Here is an 18,818-nt window from a genome sequence, read left to right on the forward strand (position 1 = left end):
CTATATCTCTAAAAAAATTGCAGACATATTATTTGTTGATGGTGTTCATCTAATCACACAGCTTAAAAACAATATGAAAAACTGTTTAATGACCTTGTCTGACAAAATACTATTGAGAAAACGTTCTGTTATTGAAACAGTTAATGATGAATTGAAAAACATGTGTCAAATTGAACATTCAAGACATAGATCTATAGGAAACTTTTTTACAAACCTTATTTCAGGGCTAATTGCTTATTCTTTTTTTCCTAAAAAACCTTCAATACAATATAATCAGCTAAAAACAAATCAGTTAGCAATATTCTGATTATTCGAACTCAGGTTAATAAATATAAAGATAAATGGAGTTGGGAAAGTATCTTTACTAATGAAGGGATTCAATGGGACGTAAAAATGTTATTGAATTTTATTGACTATAATAAAGACCATTCTCAAAATAAAAACATTTGGGAAGTTTTAAAACCATTTGTTGATGATACTTTGATAGAAGAAGTTTTTGAAGAAATATAAAAATCAATTTATTTATGAATAAAGAACTATATTGGGTTAAAATACTCAATTATTACACAAATAAAGGGATTTTTTCAAACGGTTTAACCTTGCCATTTCTTATAGGTTGTAGTTACATAAATTCAAAAAAACAAAATGTTTTCTCTATATCTGAAATAATATCAGATTTTACAAGATATGAAATGCCAATAACATTGATGAAGTGCCCTCAAATAAATGAATACATTTTCAACATAATGGATTCAGAATCTTTAAAGCATAAATCTTTTTATAGAGAAATAAACAATATATACACAACAGACAATTCTTTAAATGAAATCAAGAATACAAATGAACTAAAATTGTTTTTTGAAGACAGGTATAGGTCTTTAAACATCTTAAATGAAAATCGTTTTTCCAGAGACAACAATACACCTAACAAGTGGAGAGAATTTGATTCTAAAGAAGAAAACACAATAAAAGAAATACTCTTTCAAGGCTCCCAAAAATAATCATCAAAATTTTGAACGGTATTGTTTTTTACTTTAACACCTTCGCTTTCCAACAATTGCTGCATTAAATTCGTTCCCTGAAAATGATGTTTGCCGGTTAAAACGCCTTTGCGGTTTACTACTCTATGTGCCGGAACATCTAACCCTAAACCTGATGCATTTAAGGCATAGCCTACCATCCGGGCAGAACGAGCTGCTCCGATTTTTTTAGCAATAGCTCCATAAGTAGTAATTTTTCCGTACGGAATTTGTTTTACCACTTCATAAACTTTCTGAAAAAAATCTTTTTCCGCCACCGTCTATAAAAACAATTTACAAAAATTAAAAATGGTGATTGCCGCAGTGATACAGCCCATAATTTTATTGATGTTCTGTAACACAAAACTTTCTTCGACCACCGTTTTTTTAAACAGATTGATGTAAAACATAAAGGTTAAAAACGTGCCCAGTAAAACACCAATTGTCAATAAAATATTGCTAATATAATTAATTTCATACAAATTACGGTTTAAAACGGTAACGGTTATAAATACATAATAAAATATAGGAAAAACATTGATTAAAGCCAGTAAAATGCCTTGTGTGAACCTTTTCCGTTTTATGTTTACTTTGGCTTTTATCTGTTTTTTAGGTTTTACCGTAAAGAAATAAATGGTTAAGATTAAAAATACCACAAACCCTATTTCGCGCAAAATATTGGTAATAAATACGCTTCGGTCTATGATCTTAGCAAAGAAAACTGCCAGATAGGTCTGTAATGCAATGATTACAAACGTACCCAGCATAAAATGACAGGCATTCTTCATTCCCTCTTCTTTAGAAATTTTAACCACCGTGGCATTTAAAATACCCGGTAGCAGTGTTCCTAAAACAGAAGCACCAATTCCTGTGAGAAAAGGAAGCAGATAGTTCATTATTTTAACTGGAATTTAATGTAAGTAATAGGCTTGTTTTGCTCTAAATACTGAGATTCATAAAATGTTTGAATGGCAGTAACCACTTCGGGTGCACCTTCGTTTCTATATACATTGTGGTTGGCATACAACACTTTGTGTCCGGCACCGTGTAATAATCCCAAGGTATAGCCGTGCATAAATTCGCTATCGGTCTTAAGATTGATGATACCTTCAGGTTTCAGGATATTTTTATATCGTGCCAAAAATTCTTCGTTGGTTAAACGATGTTTGGTACGTTTGTATTTAATTTGCGGATCGGGAAAGGTAATCCAGATTTCATCCACTTCGCCCTGTGCAAAACAGTTTTCAATCAGCTCAATCTGTGTACGCAAAAAAGCTACGTTTGGTAAATGATCTTCAATCGCAGTTTTAGCACCCCGCCAAAACCGGGATCCTTTAATATCAATCCCGATAAAATTGGTATCCGGGTATCTGCGTGCCAATTCTACCGAATATTCGCCTTTACCACAACCTAATTCTAAAACAATTGGGTTATTGTTCTTAAAAACTTCTTTGTTCCAGTTGCCTTTTAAGCTTAAGGCATCATTGATTACTTCTTCTCTGCTTGGCTGATAAACATTTGAAAACGTTTCGTTTTCTTTAAAGCGTTTCAATTTATTTTTGCTTCCCACTTCTTGTAAATTTTAGCAAAAATACAATAAATGCCCGTTTTTTAAATTTTACGGGCAATAAAATTCAGAACCTACGCTTGTTTTACCTTTATTAAAATTGCTCTACCGTTATCTCATTGTTGATCATTGCACCTGTTAAATTTCCTGTGGCTACGGCATTTGCGACCGAACGCATGGGGCTGGAATTATCTCCGCAGGCATACATACCGGGAATTGTCGTTTTTTGAAACAGATCTACTTTGATGTGTCCCATTTCGGTGGTTTCACAACCTAAATCCAACGGAATTTTGCAATGCTGTTCAAACGGAATTGCTGCATACACCGCACTTACATTTTCTTTTGTCCCATCTTTAAAAATCAGTGCTTCTACTTCTCCGTTCTGATGTTTAATTTCGGCAACTTCCTTTTCAATAACCTGGATTTTATTTTTCTGTAATTTTATTAATTGCTCTTCTTTAAAATCGGGAGTTCCTTGTGTAATAATGGTAATTTTATCTGTAAGATTTTTGACCAGAGCCACTACGTGAAAAGCCCGTTCACCGTTAGCCAGAACAGCTGTTTTCTCTCCTTTAAATTCATAACCGTGGCAATAGGGACAATGAATTACGGTCTTTCCCCAACAATCCTGAAAACCTTTTATATCGGGAAAAATATCTTTTACTCCGGTTGCGAAAACAAGTTTTTTAGAAGAAAATTTCTCTCCTGAATCTACGGCAATTTCAAAACCATTTTCCGTTTTCTTTCCGCTTATGGCAAGTCCATTTAAGAATTTTACAGTATCGTATTTCAAGACTTGTTCTTTAGCTTTGGCAGCAATTTCGCCCGGTACGGCTCCGTCTTGGGTAATAAAATTATGCGAATGCGGTGTGTACCGGTTGCAAGGTTTTCCGCTGTCGATAATCAAAACATTTCTCATTGAACGACCTAATGCCATTGCTGCAGAAAGCCCTGCATAACTCCCGCCTATGATGATTACATCAAATTCTTTATTATCTTTCATATTGTCAAATTTTGTAAAAGCTGTTAATGGAAAAGGTAAAGCCAATGCGGTTAAAGCAAGCCCTCCTTGTTTGATGATTTCACGTCTGGTTATTTTATTGCTCATATTTATTAATGTTCGTTTTCTGACATTTTATCAAATAGAAAGGATAATTTTCGTTTACTTCTGTAATTTCAAGCAAGCCGTATTTGCCAAATTCTTCCTGTATGGTTTCTTTGTCATAAAAGAATAACTGCACCCCGCCAAACATTTCGAAGCGATCTTTCCCGATTTGTTTTCCCTGCCCATAAGTTTGAGCTTCTTTCGTGATAGTTGTAAAAATCATATAACCGTTTTCGGCTAATTGGCAGTAGCAATCAGCTATTAGTTTTGCTCTTTCGTTACTATCTAATAAGTGAATTAACGCATAACAAAATATGCCGTCGTATTGGTTATTGTCAAAAGGCATATCCGTTACAGAACCGTGATGAATAACCATTTCCGTCCCGTAATGTTTCTTTGCCAGTCCAATAGCGGTTTTAGATATTTCAATTCCTGATACTTCCATTCCGTTTTCTCTGAAAATTTGTGCATTCCGCCCATAACCAATTCCGGGGATAAGGACGTTTTGAGCAGCTTTTTTTACAAAGAAATCTTTTGCCAATACAGCGGACTTTGCTGGTTGAAATCCCCACATTTCCTGTTTGTCTTTAAAGGCTTCTTCCCAAAATTCAATCATAGTATATGTGTTTAATTACAAATTTTATCTTCCAGAATATCGCACCTAAATCCTGATTTATTTACGATTGACAATACTTTTTCTGTATTTATTACTTTTCCCTCAATTCTTAAAATTGTATGTCCACAAGGGTAAGGAAGATTGGTTTCATTCAGATCAAAATTGATTTTTAGTTCATGGAAATTTTTTTCCAGTATTTCTAATACACGGATTGCCTGAATTTCACTTTGAATATTTGTGGTAAAAACTTCTATCATCATTATTATATTTATCTGTTGTGCATTTGGACAAAAATTCGTCAGTTCGGGTAAAAATCTGAAAGATTTTGTATCGGGAACTAAATAAAAAGACTTCTCGATACAAAATTTATTCCACTTCGTTACAGAAATCTCACTCGAAGTGACGTTAGTTGATATTTTTCGTTTCTTAAATGCACAGCGAGTTGTATTTATAATTAAATATCTTTTGGAAAAGGGTCTTTAAACTTTATGTTATCATCAAACATATATTGTTCATCATACTGCAACAAGCATTTTTCCAAATCGGCAACCATCTTTTCCTTATCAATGTCCTGCCCGATAAAGACCAGCTCGTTCATTCGGTCACCCCATTGCCTGCTCCACCGCTCTTCTATCACATCCTGATTGTGAACAAAAGAGGCATATTTCATTCGTTCGTTAAACAGCATACTGCACCACCAAACCCCTACTCTTTCTATGCGGGACGAACCGCCTGCCTGCGAAAAATTAATTGCATCACTGGGACGTGAAGCCAACCAAAACAAACCTTTGGCTCTGATAATCCCGCTTGGATATTGTTCATTCAGATAGTTCCAAAACCTTTCGGGGTGGAACGGCTTTTGATTTCTAAAAACAAAAGAACTTATTCCATATTCATCCGTTTCGGGTGTGTGGTGTTCTGCTTCTAATTCTTTCTGCCAACCGGCCGAATTTTCTGCTTCTTCAAAGTCAAAAAGTTTGGTGTTCAAAATTTCAGATGGTTTGACTTTTCCGAATTCGGAAGTAATGATTTTCGCACCCGGATTCAGTTTGTGAATGGCACCTTTTAATAACCCAACAGTAGCTGCATCTACCAAATCGGTTTTGTTCAGGATAATGACGTTGGCAAATTCAATCTGGTCGGTCAGTAAATTCACGATTGTCCTGTAATCTCCCTCCATATCGGTCAGGTTACGGTCTTGCAAGAGTTCGTTTGTACCAAAATCTTTGAAGAAATTAAAACAATCCACTACAGTAACCATTGTGTCAATAAAGCTGAAACGCGAAAGGTCAATTCCGTTTTCTTCATCTACATAAGAGAATGTTTGAGCAACAGGCACAGGCTCACTGATACCGGTGCTTTCAATCAGCAGATAGTCAAAACGTTTTTCTTTAGCCAGTTTTTCCACTTCTACCATCAAATCTTCCCGAAGTGTACAACAGATACAGCCGTTGCTCATTTTCACTAATTTTTCTTCTGTTCGTGAAAGGGTATTTTGGTTTTCTACCAATCTTGCATCCACGTTTACTTCGCTCATATCGTTTACGATAACGGCTACTTTCAGTCCGTCTTTGTTATGCAAAACGTGGTTGAGCAGGGTTGTTTTTCCTGCTCCGAGAAAACCGCTCAAAACGGTAACGGGTAGTTTTTTGTTTGTCATTTATGCGATAGTCTATGATGGTTAAAATTGATAAGATGCCCGACAATTAATCCAAAAGCACCGATATACATTGCAGGGCTGTGCCAGTGAAACAGAATATGAACGATTACAGAAAAGGAAATAAGAGCAACTGAGCTCCATAATATATACTTCAGTAAAAGCGAACGGCTGTTCTTTGTTGTTTTATACACACTCCATATTCCTATCAGTAAAAAGGCAAGGTCTATATAAGGATTGTGCGAAATTCCGATTGGAATAAAAATGAGTAACGGAAATACAACGCAATGTATCATGCACAAAAAGGCAGCGGACATTCCTATCAGGTCATATTTTTTTGATTTCATAACATCTGTTAATGCAATTATGTTGCAAAAATATGTATTATATTTGTAAATGCAACTTTGTTGCGTAAATAAATAATATTAAAATGAAAAAAAGTAGAAATACAGCCGCTAAAACAAAGATACTTAATGTTATAACTGATTCAAAAATAGCGTTGTCACATTCTGAAATTCATCAATTATTAGATGATTTTTGTGATAGAGTTACAATTTATCGGGTCTTAGACCGATTGATAGAAGAAGATTTGATACACAAAATTGTAACTATTGACGGTGCTATAAAATATGCTGCCTGTCATGATTGTTCAACTGTTGAGCATCACCATAACCATATCCATTTCAGTTGTGAACAATGCCATACAGTGACCTGTATTGAAGATGTTGAGCCTTCTTTTAAATTACCTGAAAAATATAAAATTCACAATGTAAATTTTACGTTGTCGGGGGTATGTCCTGAATGCTCATAACATTAAAAATTATTGGATAAATTCTTTACTGATACAATAAAAAAAGCTGTTATTTTTTAACAGCTTTTTCTATTGTAAATGAAAATTCAGAGCCTACGCCTACTTTACTTTCTACGTAAATGTGCTCGTTGTGGGCTTCGATAATGTGTTTTACAATGGATAATCCTAACCCTGAACCACCAATATCACGTGATCTGCTGGCATCGGTACGGTAAAAACGTTCAAACAACCGCGGGATGTGCTTTTTTTCTATTCCGTAGCCATTATCGGTAATTCTGATCAGTAATTTTTTATCGGTCAACCCTTCAATAGAAACTTCGGTGGTGCCGTTTTCTTTTCCGTATTTTATCGAGTTATCAATTAAATTTAACACTACCTGATTGATTTTTTCGCGATCACCATTTACGTAAATTGACCGGTAATGATCTTTGTCAAACATTAAGGTAATATCTTTTTTGTCGGCTTTCATTTCTAAAAGGTCAAAAACATTCTGAAAAAGTTCTACAATATCAAATGTTTGCTTGTTTAATTTTAACTCGTTCGTTTCTAACTTGGTAATCATGTCCAAATCACTTACGATATCAATTAAACGTTCGATGCCTTTATCGGCACGTTCCAGATATTTTTTGCGGATGGCTTTGTCTTTCACGCCGTCTAACAACGTAGAAACATATCCTTGCACCGTAAAAAGCGGGGTTTTTAATTCGTGTGCCACATTTCCGATGAATTCTCTACGGTATTCTTCCTGAACTTTTAAAGATTCAATTTCAATTTTCTTATCTGATGCAAACTTATTTACTTCATACATCAGCGTTTGCATATCGGTTGTTACAGGCTGGTTTCTTAAAACCGATTCGTCCAATATACTGACCTCTTTGTAGATTTTTTGAATGCGGCGGTAAATAAATCGTTCTACGCGGTATTGTAACACAAAAAAACTGAATGCAAAAAACAGCAACGTAAATGTTACTGTAAAAAGCATGTTTATATTAAAAAATAAATACTGCAGTACCAGCAAAAGCAATGTACTAAAAAGGGTAATTACTACGGATGATTTTACTGCAAATTTATAAGATTTACGGTATTTTATGCCCATTAAACCTCTAATTTATAACCTACGCCTTTGATGGTTTTAAACAACTCGTCACCAATTTTTTCGCGTAATTTTCTAATGTGTACATCAATGGTTCTGCCTCCAACAATCACCTCGTTACCCCAAACTCTGTCAAGAATTTCTTCACGTTTAAATACTTTACCGGGTTTTGATGCTAAAAGATAAAATAATTCAAATTCTTTACGCGGAAGGATAATTTCTTGTTGGTCTTTGATGATTTTATATTCTTCGCGGTTAATTTCAATATCGCCAATTTTTAAAACATCTTCTGAAACCGTACCTTCTTTAATGCGGCGCAGCAATGCTTTTACTTTGCTTACCAATAATTTTGGCTTAATGGGTTTGGTAATATAATCATCGGCACCTACATCAAAACCGGCAACCTGCGAATAATCTTCACCACGAGCGGTTAAAAAGGTAATAATGGTATTGTTCAATTCGGGCATTTTTCGCATGTGTTCACATGTTTCAATACCGTCCATTTCGGGCATCATTACATCAAGAATCACCAAATTAGGAAGTTCTTTTTTAGCAACGGTTAATGCTTCTTTACCATTTTTTGCCGTATAAACCTGATAATTTTCTGCTTCTAAATTAAAGCCTACAATTTCCAGAATATCCGCATCGTCATCAACCAATAAGATTTTAATATCCTTATTTTTCATTTTTTTGTGTTGTTTTATGGTGTAAAATTAAGGATAAATAAAAAACAAACAACTACTTAACGATTATTTAATGTGTTAACACTTTAGTTACATAAAACCAACTTATTGGTAAACTTGCAATAACACTTCAATAACTTTCAGGTAATTCCTTTGCATCGAAAATTACAACACACACAAAATGAAATTAAACTTTTTGGCCGCTGCTTTTTTATTTGGAGTAGCAACTTATGCGCAAGAGCATCAAACAATTAAAGGGCACATTTACGATTCGGCTAATAATAACGATCCTCTACCCTATGCAACCGTAATGTTACAAAATACCGATTGGGGTGCAGAAGCAGATGAAAATGGTTATTTTGAAATTGAATGCAATCAGGGTTCTTATTTAATTGAGGCCTCATACACCGGATATCAAACCTTTGTAATGCCTTACAACACTAATAATCCGCAAGACATTTCTATCAACCTTGTTTCTGAAAACGCTAATTTAGAGGAAGTGGTAATTACTGTTAACAACAGAAAATCATCTGAATCGGCTTTATTAAACGAGCAACGTAAATCATTAGAAATAAAACAGCAGATCGGTGCACAAGAGCTTTCTCGTAAAGGGGTAAGCGATGTTGCGGCGGCAGTTGCCAAAACTTCGGGTATTTCTAAACAAGAAGGCAGTAACAACGTATATGTTCGCGGTTTGGGCGATCGTTATAATTCAACTACTTTAAACGGATTACCGGTTCCATCGAACGATCCGGAAAAAAAGAACATCAATTTAGAACTTTTCTCTACAGACCTTGTGGAATATATTTCTATAGATAAAACATTCAGCTCAAGAAACACGGGAGATTTTGGGGGAGGAAACGTAGATATTTTATCGAAAGATTTCAGAGACAGCGGTTTATTTGAAATAGAATTAGGTGCAAAAATAAATACCAACGCAGCAAAAAAAGGAAGCGATTTCTTACTTCCTGAAGGTCCAAGCATGATGGGATATGCTTCTTACGGCGTACCAAACAATCCGTTAAAAGGATTTAATTTTGAAAACAGTTTACAGCCTAAAAAAGCCGGATCTGTTGGTGGAAACTTTGGTTTAAAAGCAGGTAAATCATTTAATATTGGAGCAACAGGTAAATTAAATTTGTTTGGAACCGCAAGTTTTGACAACGGTTTTGTGTACAGAGAAGGTCTTAACCAAAGCGTGAATGCACAAGGGGCAAAACTAAAATCGTTCCAACAGCAAAAATTTACGCATACTACCAACACTACAGGTATGTTTAATGCCAATTACCATGTAAACGACAATCACAAACTGGCGTATAACTTTTTGTACATCAACTCTTCTGATCTATCAAGGGATATATATAATGGAAGTGATCGCGATTTTGAAGGAGACCATGATTCGGTTTTAGTGCAACGTGGTACTTTTATTCAAAACACCGTATTAATCAACCAGTTGTTAGGTAACCATTCCTTAAACGAAAAACTGGGAGTTGACTGGGCTGTTTCTTACAATACCATTGAAAGTGATATGCCGGACAGAACGCAAAACAAAATGTTTTATTGGAACGATATTGATAGTTATAACTTAGCACAAAGAACAATTACTGATAACCACAGATATTTTCAAAAATTAACTGAAGATGAAATTGCTGCAAACCTGGCATTGAACTACAAATTAGGAACCGATGAAAACGGTGAAGCAAAAGGAAAAGTTACTGTAGGTTATAACGGACGCGTAAAGAAAAGAGATTTTGAAGCAATACAATTCAACTTCCGTATTTCAGGAGACGGTTTAGCAACTCCGATAAACCCTAATAATTTAGACAGCTTTTTTAATCAGCAAAATTACACCGATGGGTTGTTTGGCATTGAAGCTTTTGCAGGTACCACCCCGCAAACTTATACAGGTGAGCAAAACATTCATGCCGGTTTTGCTAATTTAGAATACCGTTTAACCGATAAATTCAGCGCGGTAGTTGGGTTACGCTACGAAAAAATAGATCAAACAGTAGAATGGAGAACACAGTTAGATGCAGAGCGAAAATCAAATGAATTCAAAAGAAATGAATTCTTGCCAAACTTATCGTTAAAATACGAATTATCAGGTACGCAAAATTTACGTTTAGCAGCAAGTAAAACTTACACGTTGCCACAATTTAAAGAAAGAGCCCGTTTTATTTATGAAGACGTTACAGAGATAAAAGTAGGTAACCCGTACTTGTATCCATCTCAAAATTATAACCTTGATTTAAAATGGGAGTTGTTCCCAATGAACGACGAAGTGATCTCGGTAACTGCTTTTGGTAAATACATTCAGGATCCTATCAACGAAATTACCATGGCATCTTCTACCAACGATATTACTTGGGTAAACATTGGCGACAAAGGATATGTATATGGTGCGGAATTTGAAATTAAGAAAAGAATTGCCGATTTCGGAAGTGGAAACACCAACAAGCTTTTTGCCGGATTAAATGTATCGTACATGCAAACAGATCAGGAGGTTGACAGAGAAAAAATCCAGAGAGAAACCAACGGATTAATCAACACCAACTTTGACTTTGACCGTTCATCGTTTACCGGAGCATCAGATTTATTACTTAATGCCGATGTATCTTATCTGAAAGAATGGAACGAAGGCAGAGAACTTACCGCAACTTTGGCTTACACACATTATTCAGATCGTTTATATGCTTTGGGGGTAGAGAAAAAAGGAAATCTGGTTGACAAAGGTATGGGGAGCTTGGATTTTATCTTAAAAACAAAAATCCATAAAAACTTCGGTATTGATTTCGCTGCGCGAAACATCTTAAATCCTGAATTCCGCAGAATACAAGATAACGCAACAGGACCAGTAAATGCCGTTACCTATAAAAGAGGTGCATTTTTTAGCGTAGGTGCAAAATATACATTTTAACAACAAATTCATTACATACACTTAACACACATTAAATCATTAATACACAACTTTGTACAAAATAAGAATAACTAATTTTTTAGAAGAAAATGAAAAAACCAATTTTAAAACTATTTAGCTTAGCATTTTTATCACTAGCATTAGTAACAACTACAATTTCATGTTCAAGTGACGATAGTACAACACCAGACACAGAAGATCCAACTCCAGGAGACGAGTCTTCTTTTAAAGTAGATCGTAACGCACTAACAGGTGAAATAAAAGACGGACATGTAACTTTAACAGATGGTACTTATAAATTAACCGGAAAACTAATCGTAAGAAACGGCGCAAAATTAACCATTAAAGCAGGCGTTAAAATTGAAGCTACTGCTTTAGGTTCTGGTCAGTTTGATGCAGTTCGTTACATTGCTGTTGCACAAGGTGGGCAAATTTTCATCGAAGGTACATCTTCTAACCCGGTAATTATGACTGCAGAAGAAAAAGCGCCAGGTAAATGGGGTGGGTTGGTAATTTGCGGTAAAGCACCAATTAACAAAGGAGCTACAGCAACTGCAGAGGTTTCTGAATTAACTTATGGCGGATCTGATGCGAATGACAACTCAGGATCTATTAAATATTTAAGAATCGAATATTCTGGATACTCATACAACGCAGATAAAGAATTCAATGGTCTTTCTATGTTTGGTGTTGGTAAAGGAACAACTATTGATTATGTACAGATTCACGATGGATCAGATGATGGTTTTGAATGGTTTGGCGGTACCGTAGACGCTAAATATTTAATTGTTACCAGTTATTCAAGCGAAGTAGGAGACGATTTATTCGACTGGACAGAAGGATGGAACGGAACCGGAGAAAACTGGTACGGAATAAGAACAAATGACGGGAACAGAGGTATAGAGGCAGATAACAATGCAAATAACGAGGCTGCTACCCCAATCTCTAATCCTACCATTAAAAACCTTACTTTAATAGGTAATAACGGAGGTAGTGAAAATCAGGCGATAAAATTAAGAGTAGGTACTAAAGGATCGTTTGATAACGTAGTATTGAAAAACTGGGGAACCGGCTTTGATGTTCAGGCTGCACCAGATTTATCTGCAGGGTATGTAGGTACCGACTTAAAAGCTACGAATGTTAAATTTGAGAACGTAGATACCCCTGCAAATGCTACTGCTACAGGCATATATACTGAAAATGCTGATGCAACAGGAGCTGGTAATGGTACGGCTACACCGGATTGGGCAGCTGGCTGGACAGTAGGACTATAATAAATTTCACAAATTTTTCATAAATAACCTCAAAATTTTACTTGAGGTTATTTTTTTGGTATTTTATTTGATATTTATTTTGTACATTTACGTATTGAAAATTGATTTATGAAAGAAAAATACTTATATATATTCTTACTGTTTATTATCACAAGCTTTTCTGTGCAAGCACAAACAGCCAAAAACAGCGGAATAGCAGAACAAACAAAAACCGAAAACCCTTTAGAAAAAGTTCAGATTTATCCGAACCCTGTTACCGGCGGAAAAATTTATGTCAACGCCGAAAACAGTTCGTTTAAAACCATTGAACTGTACGATATGTTGGGCAAACGCATTTTGGTAACCGAAATGAATAATTACCAAAAAGAAATTAACGTGAGTAATTTAAAAGCGGGGGTTTACATCTTAAAGCTGTCAGAAAAAAACAACAGCATTACCCGTAAAATAATTATAAAATAAACTACAAGCCTGTAAGAAATTCTTACGGGCTTTTTTGTACCTAAATAGAAACAATTTATTAACACCACTGGTTTTTATAACAGTAAAGAATACAATATTTTTGAATAATAAATTAAAATTAATTAGATATGAAAAATTTTTACTCTTTAATTACAATTGTTGCAGCTTCTTTTGCTGCGAATGCACAGGCTACAATAATTACACAATGGGATTTTGATGATCCAGATTATACGTTAGCTGCCAACCCAACTACGGGTAATGGAACATTCGGAATAATTGGTGGAGTTACAGAAAACTTAAATAGCAATGCAATGCCTGTGGGAAATCCTTCAACAGGTAAAGCATATAGTATAAAAGGATTCCCTGCTCAAGGTTTAGATAGCGGTACAGCTGGATACCAATTTTCAGTAAACACAACTGGTTATGAAAACATTACATTATCTTTTGACCCAAGATCTTCCAATACAGGATCTAAATGGATGCAATATGAAATGTCAACTGATGGTACCACTTGGACTGTTTTAGGAAATAACAATGGAGTATTAGCTAATGATTTTAACAACCCAGTTTCTTTAACATTACCTACTACTGCTGATAATCAAGCTACATTAACTTTCAAATTAGTATCAATTTTTGAACCAAGTACACAAGCATACACTCCTGTAGGTACAACATCTACTTATGGAACAGGCGGAGCATGGAGAATTGATAATTTAACTGTAAGCGGCGAAGTAATAACTACTTCAATCAAAGAAAACAACATCGATGGTTTAAACATCTTCCCTAACCCTGCTAATGACGTTTTAAACATTACCTCTAACAGCACATTAGACAAAAACGTACAGTTATTTGATTTAACAGGTAAAAAAGTATTAGATGTTACCACCGTTTCTCAAGTAAACATTTCTACATTAAAAGCAGGTATCTATGTAGCAAAAATCAACGAAGCTGGCAAAACAGCTACACGTAAAGTGATTATTAAATAATTTTTTAGAACTATAATTTAAAAGCATCTCCTAACCGAGATGCTTTTTTATTTGTAATTTTGCTTTTTAAAAATAATGATTGTTACGAAATTTATACCAGTATATACTTAGGCTTGCTTCGTCACTTCGAGTAGGTTTATGGAATAAACCGTATCGAGAAGTTGTTAATTAGTGGTTCTCAACAGGCTTGAACTGACGAAAATTTTAATTATATTCTGGCTTGATATAAAGTCCGTGATAATCATTTTAAAAATAAAGATTGTGTTTACAGCAGAAAATATCATTTCGATACATACCACCAAAGAATTTCACAAAACGGCTATGAAAGTATTCCGCTTTCAGTTTCAGCATAACGAAGTGTATCAAAAATATTGTCTGCTTTTAAAGAAAAGTCCTGAAAATGTAAAGCATTTGACCGAAATTCCTTTTCTACCCATCGAATTTTTTAAATCAAAAGATATCTTAAGTTCAATAACCCCCATACAAACCACCTTTACAAGCAGCGGAACCACCGGTACAATCACATCAAAACACCACGTAACCGATTTAAGTTTTTACGAAGCAAGTTGTCGCAGCGGGTTTTCAAAATTTTATGGAAATATTGAAGATTATGCCGTTTTAGCCTTGTTGCCATCGTATTTAGAACGCGAAGGTTCCTCGTTAATTTATATGGCAAAAGATTTTATTGAACGATCTAACCACCCCGATTCTGGTTTTTACCTGCATAATTATAATGAACTGGCAGAAAAGCTGACGGAATTAGACCGTAACGGACAAAATGTGTTGCTAATCGGTGTTACTTATGCCTTGTTAGATTTAATAGAACTGCAACCTTTTAACCTGAAAAATACCATTATTATGGAAACCGGCGGAATGAAAGGCAAACGCAAAGAATTAATTCGTGAGGAATTACACGCTATTTTAACCAACGGATTTGGTGTTGAAAAAATACATTCTGAATACGGAATGACCGAATTACTTTCTCAAGCTTATTCATTAGGTGATGGTATTTTTGAATGCCCGCCGTGGATGGACATTTTAATTCGCGATACCGAGGATCCGCTAACAATTATCGAAAACGGAAAAACTGGTGGTATCAATGTGATTGATTTGGCAAACATCAATTCCTGTTCGTTCATCGCTACACAAGATTTAGGCAAAAAACACCCCGATTTTTCTTTTGAAGTTTTAGGTCGTTTTGATCATTCTGATATCCGTGGCTGTAACTTAATGGTGTATTAATTACAAAGTATTTCCTCAACGTTTCTACAAGTTGTGTTTTCAACAACTCTTCTTATGACACTATCAAACCTGTAAGGTTTTTCATAACCTTGTAGTTTTTTTTATACCTACAAGGTCTTAAAGACCTTGCAGGACAATCAAACCGAAACAATTTCTTCTTCATTTAAAAGTTTCTCGTTTCTTAAACGCAGAAAAACCTGTGCTACGGCAACCACATCGCGTTCGCAATATTTTTTAATGCGTTCAATATTTTTTTCGTTGTAATACACATTTCTTACTTCGCTGCCGTCAATATCTTCTTTAGGTGATGGAATTCCCAAAACATGCGTGAGTAACTTCAATGAAGTATAATGTTTGTAATCGCCAAATTTCCATAATTCCAACGTGTCTAAATGTGGAATTTCCCAAGGTTTTCTACCGAACAATTGTAATTTTTCAGGAATTTGGATTCCGTTAATCAACATTCTCCGACACAGATACGGAATATCGAATTCTTTAATATTGTGTCCGCAAAATACAAATGCCGGATTGGAAAAATGTTTTTCTATCAATTGGTTAAATTCCAGCAACAATTCTTTTTCATTGCCAACAATCGATTTGGTTCTGAACTGTCGTTCCGCATTTTTTATGATAAAATACCCTACAGAAATACAGACAATTTTCCCGAACTCTGCCCAAATTCCCGCTCGTTCATAAAATTCTTCAGGCGAAATATCATCTTTGCGCTGGTATTGGGTTTTATCGGCAAATAAATGTTGTGTTTCTTCAGACAGATCAGAAAAAAACTCACTTTCCGGAACAGTTTCTATATCCAAAAACAAAATATTTGGTAAAACGATTTTATCTATCATAACTTTTGGTCTAGCATTAGGTAAGTTTCATCAATGTAAATATACAAATCGTTGCTGTGTGGATCGGTTTCGGTTTGCAATCCTTTGATATGTCCCAAACGCACAATAATTAATTCATCTTCAGGAATTACAATGACAAACTGCCCTAAATGTCCACGCATGTAATAAATTTGTTTGTCTTTATAATCCGAAAGCCACCAACCATAACCGTATTGCGGACTTTCTTTAAAACGTGGATTGATAGATTTGTGAATATATTCTGACGAAAGGATTTGTTGTCCGTTCCACATTCCATCTTGAATATAAAGTTTACCGAATTTTGCAAAATCACGTGCATTACTTGCCACACAGCAATACGCTTTTTCAATGCCGTCATTAGCATAATCAATTTGCCAGATAGCATCGTGTTCCATTCCCATGGGTTGCCAGAAATATTTGGAAACAAAATCGGCAAGGTTCATTTTTGTTGCTTTTTCCAATACCATTGCCAGTAATTGCGTATCGCCACTTTGATAGATAAATTCCTGTCCCGGTTTTTTATCAATCGGTAAGCTTAACATCAGCGAACGCAAATCGGTTTTAAAATAGGCTTGCGTTGTTACCGAAGTTGGTCCGTAATAATTTTCATCCCAATGTTGCCCGGATGCCATACTTGCCAGATCACCAACAGTAACTTCTTTTGCAAATTTACCCGTTAGTTCGGGTAAAAAATCAATTACTTTGGTGTCTAAACTTTGAATCATTCCTAAATCAATTGCTTTGCCTAAAGCAGAAGTTACAATGCTTTTTGCCATTGAAAAAGAGTTGGTTTTGCTGTCGACAGTCCCTATATCGTAATAACTTTCGTGCCAGATGCTGTCGTTTTTAATGACTAAGAACGATGTTGTTTGTAGTTCTTTATGTGTTTGTTCCAGCCTTTCGGTAGGTTTAACTTTATTGTAATCCTTTGAAATATTCCAAGGTTGAGGCGTTCCGGCTTTGATTTCACGATTATCAAAATAGGTATAATCTTCCAGAAAAGCAGTTTTGTGTCCGGTTAGATAAGTTACCCGAACGGCACGAACCAAATAGCCTAAATCGAAAATATAAATTAAAGCAACAATTGCCGCCAGAAGGACTAAAAACCATTTGAGAACTTTTTTCATTTTGCTACGATTTTAATTCATCATATTTAAAAAAAGAAAGAACAATTTCTTTTTCCGAATAGGTCAGGTTTTCAATTTCTTTGATGTATTTTTCAACCTGATTAAAATACATTTCACTATTATTATTTTCTAAACTTGTTTTAATTTGAGTAACCCGGTGTTGAATTTTAGAAAAATTATTGTCTTTTAAAAATTGAATATAATGATCAATCTCTTCATAATGAATAACTTTTGACAAATCATTAATTTCTTCATTACAATAAGCCAAACCAAATCCGTAAGCACCAACGGCACTTCCTTTTTCAAAGGTTTTACAGTTTAAAGAAAATGTTCCAAATTTATCTTCAACTTTCAACGAGGTTGGTTTCGCAAATGATAAAAACAGAATAAGCGAAAATGCAACAGGTAACATAATCAAAAATGATTTTTTAAGAAATGTATTCATAGATATGATGTGTTTAATTTATCGAACTTTACAATCGATGTATTATTATTGGTTATTTTTCTACCACAGATGCACAAATGCTTTTTATTAATTATATCCTGCAAGGTCTTTTTTGACCTTGTAGGTATAAGAAATTACATAGCTACAAGGTTTTTGAAACCTTGTAGCACTTCATTTAATAAAGTATAAATTACGCATTTGTGGTATTGCTTTTATAAAATTATATAAAATTAATCTAACTGGAAAATTTCATTGACAGTAACTCCAAAAAGCTCCGACATTTTTAATGCTAATTCAACCGACGGTGCGTATTTACCTGCTTCGATAGCATTGATGGTTTGACGCGTTACACCCAATTTTTCTGCCAGTTCAGCCTGTGTCAAGTTATGAATGGCTCGAAATACCTTAATCTTCGTTTTCATAGCTGAACTGTTTTTTGTAAATGAATAATTTGGTGTAATAAAAGATGTTCGTCAAGATAACAAATGAATAAAGAAAACCCATTATAACATTTAAAAAAGGCAGGCCATAAATGAAAATTTCACTTAAAATAAGTAAAACGAAAATAAAGTAAGTGGTATATACTAATGATTTTAATCGAATAAATGTTATCATCTCATCTTCAACTTTTTCTTTTGAAAATGCTAAAATAATTCCACTAATGAAGAATGTACAATCTAAAATTTCGTTATAAATGTTCTGTTTGTCAAAGTCAAAATAAATTCCCTGTCCTGTCGGAAAAGTTAAAGTGTCACTTGCGAAGACAAAAACAGTGGCATTTATTTCTGTTGTAATATCAGAATAATGTAAAATAATTAAAACAAGAGCAATCAAAAAAACTACCAATGCAGGAATTTTTAATTTGTTTGGGAATAAATAAATATGTTTCATAATACAATTGATTTCACTACTAAACGGGCAATCTTTCAAATAGGGCAAAATTAGTTG

23 protein-coding genes are annotated in these 18,818 nt (G+C 34.6%); 8 read left to right on the forward strand and 15 right to left on the reverse strand.

Features of this window, described 5'->3' with window-relative positions; translation table 11 throughout:
• The coding region (locus BLW20_RS12145) for a transposase (protein WP_143037793.1) at positions 1-307 on the forward strand (307 nt) is incomplete at its 5' end.
• 217 nt (positions 308-524) lie between these two features.
• The gene (locus BLW20_RS12150) at positions 525-1,001 is read left to right on the forward strand and encodes a hypothetical protein (RefSeq protein ID WP_091101469.1); all 477 of its coding nucleotides are present in this window, start codon (positions 525-527) and stop codon (positions 999-1,001) included.
• On the opposite strand, the gene BLW20_RS12155 is transcribed toward BLW20_RS12150, so the two are convergent.
• The 8 genes from BLW20_RS12155 to BLW20_RS12190 form a co-directional block, all read right to left on the reverse strand.
• Entirely contained in the window at positions 983-1,297 is a 315-nt protein-coding gene (locus tag BLW20_RS12155; protein WP_091101473.1) for an MGMT family protein, read from the reverse strand. The genes BLW20_RS12150 and BLW20_RS12155 overlap by 19 nt on opposite strands.
• Positions 1,298-1,300: 3 nt before the next feature.
• Positions 1,301-1,915, reverse strand: coding sequence for a LysE family transporter (locus BLW20_RS12160; RefSeq protein ID WP_091101475.1), 615 nt, complete (start codon positions 1,913-1,915; stop codon positions 1,301-1,303).
• Positions 1,915-2,589 (reverse strand): tRNA (guanosine(46)-N7)-methyltransferase TrmB, encoded by a 675-nt coding sequence (gene trmB, locus BLW20_RS12165; protein WP_091101478.1) that lies wholly within the window; start codon positions 2,587-2,589, stop codon positions 1,915-1,917. The genes BLW20_RS12160 and trmB overlap by 1 nt, the downstream gene beginning before the upstream one ends.
• Positions 2,590-2,680: 91 nt before the next feature.
• A complete protein-coding gene (locus BLW20_RS12170; protein ID WP_091101536.1) occupies positions 2,681-3,589 on the reverse strand; it encodes an NAD(P)/FAD-dependent oxidoreductase in 909 nt (302 codons plus the stop codon).
• A gap of 94 nt (positions 3,590-3,683) precedes the next feature.
• Positions 3,684-4,307, reverse strand: a complete 624-nt coding sequence (locus BLW20_RS12175; RefSeq protein ID WP_091101482.1) for a class I SAM-dependent methyltransferase — start codon at positions 4,305-4,307, stop codon at positions 3,684-3,686.
• 11 nt (positions 4,308-4,318) lie between these two features.
• Positions 4,319-4,567, reverse strand: a complete 249-nt coding sequence (locus BLW20_RS12180) for a hypothetical protein (protein ID WP_245725327.1) — start codon at positions 4,565-4,567, stop codon at positions 4,319-4,321.
• 194 nt (positions 4,568-4,761) lie between these two features.
• Entirely contained in the window at positions 4,762-5,967 is a 1,206-nt protein-coding gene (locus BLW20_RS12185) for a GTP-binding protein (RefSeq protein WP_091101485.1), read from the reverse strand.
• On the reverse strand, positions 5,964-6,311 hold the full coding sequence (locus tag BLW20_RS12190) for a MerC domain-containing protein (RefSeq protein ID WP_091101489.1): 348 nt from the start codon (positions 6,309-6,311) through the stop codon (positions 5,964-5,966). Before BLW20_RS12190 ends, BLW20_RS12185 begins: the two co-directional genes overlap by 4 nt.
• An 83-nt stretch (positions 6,312-6,394) precedes the next feature.
• On the opposite strand from BLW20_RS12190, the gene BLW20_RS12195 reads away from it, so the two are divergent.
• Positions 6,395-6,775, forward strand: coding sequence for a Fur family transcriptional regulator (locus BLW20_RS12195; protein WP_091101492.1), 381 nt, complete (start codon positions 6,395-6,397; stop codon positions 6,773-6,775).
• Between the two features lie 49 nt (positions 6,776-6,824).
• Here the strand turns inward: BLW20_RS12195 and BLW20_RS12200 are convergent, their stop codons facing one another.
• A complete protein-coding gene (locus BLW20_RS12200) occupies positions 6,825-7,871 on the reverse strand; it encodes a sensor histidine kinase (RefSeq protein ID WP_091101496.1) in 1,047 nt (348 codons plus the stop codon).
• Entirely contained in the window at positions 7,871-8,554 is a 684-nt protein-coding gene (locus tag BLW20_RS12205) for a response regulator (protein ID WP_091101499.1), read from the reverse strand. The genes BLW20_RS12200 and BLW20_RS12205 overlap by 1 nt, the downstream gene beginning before the upstream one ends.
• A gap of 178 nt (positions 8,555-8,732) precedes the next feature.
• Here BLW20_RS12205 and BLW20_RS12210 point away from each other — a divergent pair, with 178 nt between their 5' ends.
• The 5 genes from BLW20_RS12210 (at position 8,733) to BLW20_RS12230 (ending at position 15,429) form a co-directional block, all read left to right on the forward strand.
• Positions 8,733-11,468 (forward strand): TonB-dependent receptor, encoded by a 2,736-nt coding sequence (locus BLW20_RS12210; RefSeq protein WP_091101503.1) that lies wholly within the window; start codon positions 8,733-8,735, stop codon positions 11,466-11,468.
• A gap of 89 nt (positions 11,469-11,557) precedes the next feature.
• Positions 11,558-12,742, forward strand: a complete 1,185-nt coding sequence (locus tag BLW20_RS12215; RefSeq protein WP_091101506.1) for a hypothetical protein — start codon at positions 11,558-11,560, stop codon at positions 12,740-12,742.
• A gap of 108 nt (positions 12,743-12,850) precedes the next feature.
• Positions 12,851-13,201, forward strand: coding sequence for a T9SS type A sorting domain-containing protein (locus BLW20_RS12220; RefSeq protein WP_091101510.1), 351 nt, complete (start codon positions 12,851-12,853; stop codon positions 13,199-13,201).
• Between the two features lie 128 nt (positions 13,202-13,329).
• Complete coding sequence (locus BLW20_RS12225; RefSeq protein ID WP_091101513.1) at positions 13,330-14,187, forward strand: T9SS type A sorting domain-containing protein; 858 nt, start codon at positions 13,330-13,332, stop codon at positions 14,185-14,187.
• A gap of 261 nt (positions 14,188-14,448) precedes the next feature.
• Positions 14,449-15,429: a LuxE/PaaK family acyltransferase gene (locus BLW20_RS12230; RefSeq protein WP_091101543.1), complete on the forward strand. Its 981-nt coding sequence runs from the start codon at positions 14,449-14,451 to the stop codon at positions 15,427-15,429.
• Between the two features lie 137 nt (positions 15,430-15,566).
• Here BLW20_RS12230 and BLW20_RS12235 read toward each other — a convergent pair whose 3' ends face one another.
• From BLW20_RS12235 to BLW20_RS12255, 5 genes are all read right to left on the reverse strand, one after another.
• Entirely contained in the window at positions 15,567-16,280 is a 714-nt protein-coding gene (locus BLW20_RS12235; protein WP_091101517.1) for a 3'-5' exonuclease, read from the reverse strand.
• Entirely contained in the window at positions 16,277-17,425 is a 1,149-nt protein-coding gene (locus BLW20_RS12240) for a serine hydrolase domain-containing protein (RefSeq protein WP_091101521.1), read from the reverse strand. The genes BLW20_RS12235 and BLW20_RS12240 overlap by 4 nt, the downstream gene beginning before the upstream one ends.
• 4 nt (positions 17,426-17,429) lie before the next feature.
• A complete protein-coding gene (locus BLW20_RS12245) occupies positions 17,430-17,870 on the reverse strand; it encodes a hypothetical protein (RefSeq protein ID WP_091101525.1) in 441 nt (146 codons plus the stop codon).
• A 230-nt stretch (positions 17,871-18,100) separates the two neighbouring features.
• Entirely contained in the window at positions 18,101-18,292 is a 192-nt protein-coding gene (locus BLW20_RS12250; RefSeq protein ID WP_091101527.1) for a helix-turn-helix transcriptional regulator, read from the reverse strand.
• Positions 18,276-18,818 (reverse strand): hypothetical protein (locus BLW20_RS12255; protein ID WP_218143522.1); only part of this gene is annotated, 543 nt, incomplete at its 5' end. The genes BLW20_RS12250 and BLW20_RS12255, both read right to left, overlap by 17 nt.

It is taken from the genome of Paenimyroides marinum (genome assembly GCF_900108395.1).
GTDB lineage: Bacteria > Bacteroidota > Bacteroidia > Flavobacteriales > Flavobacteriaceae > Flavobacterium > Flavobacterium marinum.

Excerpts from the sequence above, each read along its gene's own strand:
- BLW20_RS12150 (WP_091101469.1), top strand. The coding sequence starts at position 525 with ATGAATAAAGAACTATATTGGGTTAAAATACTCAATTATTACACAAAT.
- BLW20_RS12160 (WP_091101475.1), bottom strand. The coding sequence starts at position 1,915 with ATGAACTATCTGCTTCCTTTTCTCACAGGAATTGGTGCTTCTGTTTTA.
- BLW20_RS12170 (WP_091101536.1), bottom strand. The coding sequence starts at position 3,589 with ATGAAAGATAATAAAGAATTTGATGTAATCATCATAGGCGGGAGTTAT.
- BLW20_RS12175 (WP_091101482.1), bottom strand. The coding sequence starts at position 4,307 with ATGATTGAATTTTGGGAAGAAGCCTTTAAAGACAAACAGGAAATGTGG.
- BLW20_RS12180 (WP_245725327.1), bottom strand. The coding sequence starts at position 4,567 with ATGATGATAGAAGTTTTTACCACAAATATTCAAAGTGAAATTCAGGCA.
- BLW20_RS12185 (WP_091101485.1), bottom strand. The coding sequence starts at position 5,967 with ATGACAAACAAAAAACTACCCGTTACCGTTTTGAGCGGTTTTCTCGGA.
- BLW20_RS12190 (WP_091101489.1), bottom strand. The coding sequence starts at position 6,311 with ATGAAATCAAAAAAATATGACCTGATAGGAATGTCCGCTGCCTTTTTG.
- BLW20_RS12195 (WP_091101492.1), top strand. The coding sequence starts at position 6,395 with ATGAAAAAAAGTAGAAATACAGCCGCTAAAACAAAGATACTTAATGTT.
- BLW20_RS12200 (WP_091101496.1), bottom strand. The coding sequence starts at position 7,871 with ATGGGCATAAAATACCGTAAATCTTATAAATTTGCAGTAAAATCATCC.
- BLW20_RS12205 (WP_091101499.1), bottom strand. The coding sequence starts at position 8,554 with ATGAAAAATAAGGATATTAAAATCTTATTGGTTGATGACGATGCGGAT.
- BLW20_RS12210 (WP_091101503.1), top strand. The coding sequence starts at position 8,733 with ATGAAATTAAACTTTTTGGCCGCTGCTTTTTTATTTGGAGTAGCAACT.
- BLW20_RS12215 (WP_091101506.1), top strand. The coding sequence starts at position 11,558 with ATGAAAAAACCAATTTTAAAACTATTTAGCTTAGCATTTTTATCACTA.
- BLW20_RS12220 (WP_091101510.1), top strand. The coding sequence starts at position 12,851 with ATGAAAGAAAAATACTTATATATATTCTTACTGTTTATTATCACAAGC.
- BLW20_RS12225 (WP_091101513.1), top strand. The coding sequence starts at position 13,330 with ATGAAAAATTTTTACTCTTTAATTACAATTGTTGCAGCTTCTTTTGCT.
- BLW20_RS12235 (WP_091101517.1), bottom strand. The coding sequence starts at position 16,280 with ATGATAGATAAAATCGTTTTACCAAATATTTTGTTTTTGGATATAGAA.
- BLW20_RS12240 (WP_091101521.1), bottom strand. The coding sequence starts at position 17,425 with ATGAAAAAAGTTCTCAAATGGTTTTTAGTCCTTCTGGCGGCAATTGTT.
- BLW20_RS12245 (WP_091101525.1), bottom strand. The coding sequence starts at position 17,870 with ATGAATACATTTCTTAAAAAATCATTTTTGATTATGTTACCTGTTGCA.
- BLW20_RS12250 (WP_091101527.1), bottom strand. The coding sequence starts at position 18,292 with ATGAAAACGAAGATTAAGGTATTTCGAGCCATTCATAACTTGACACAG.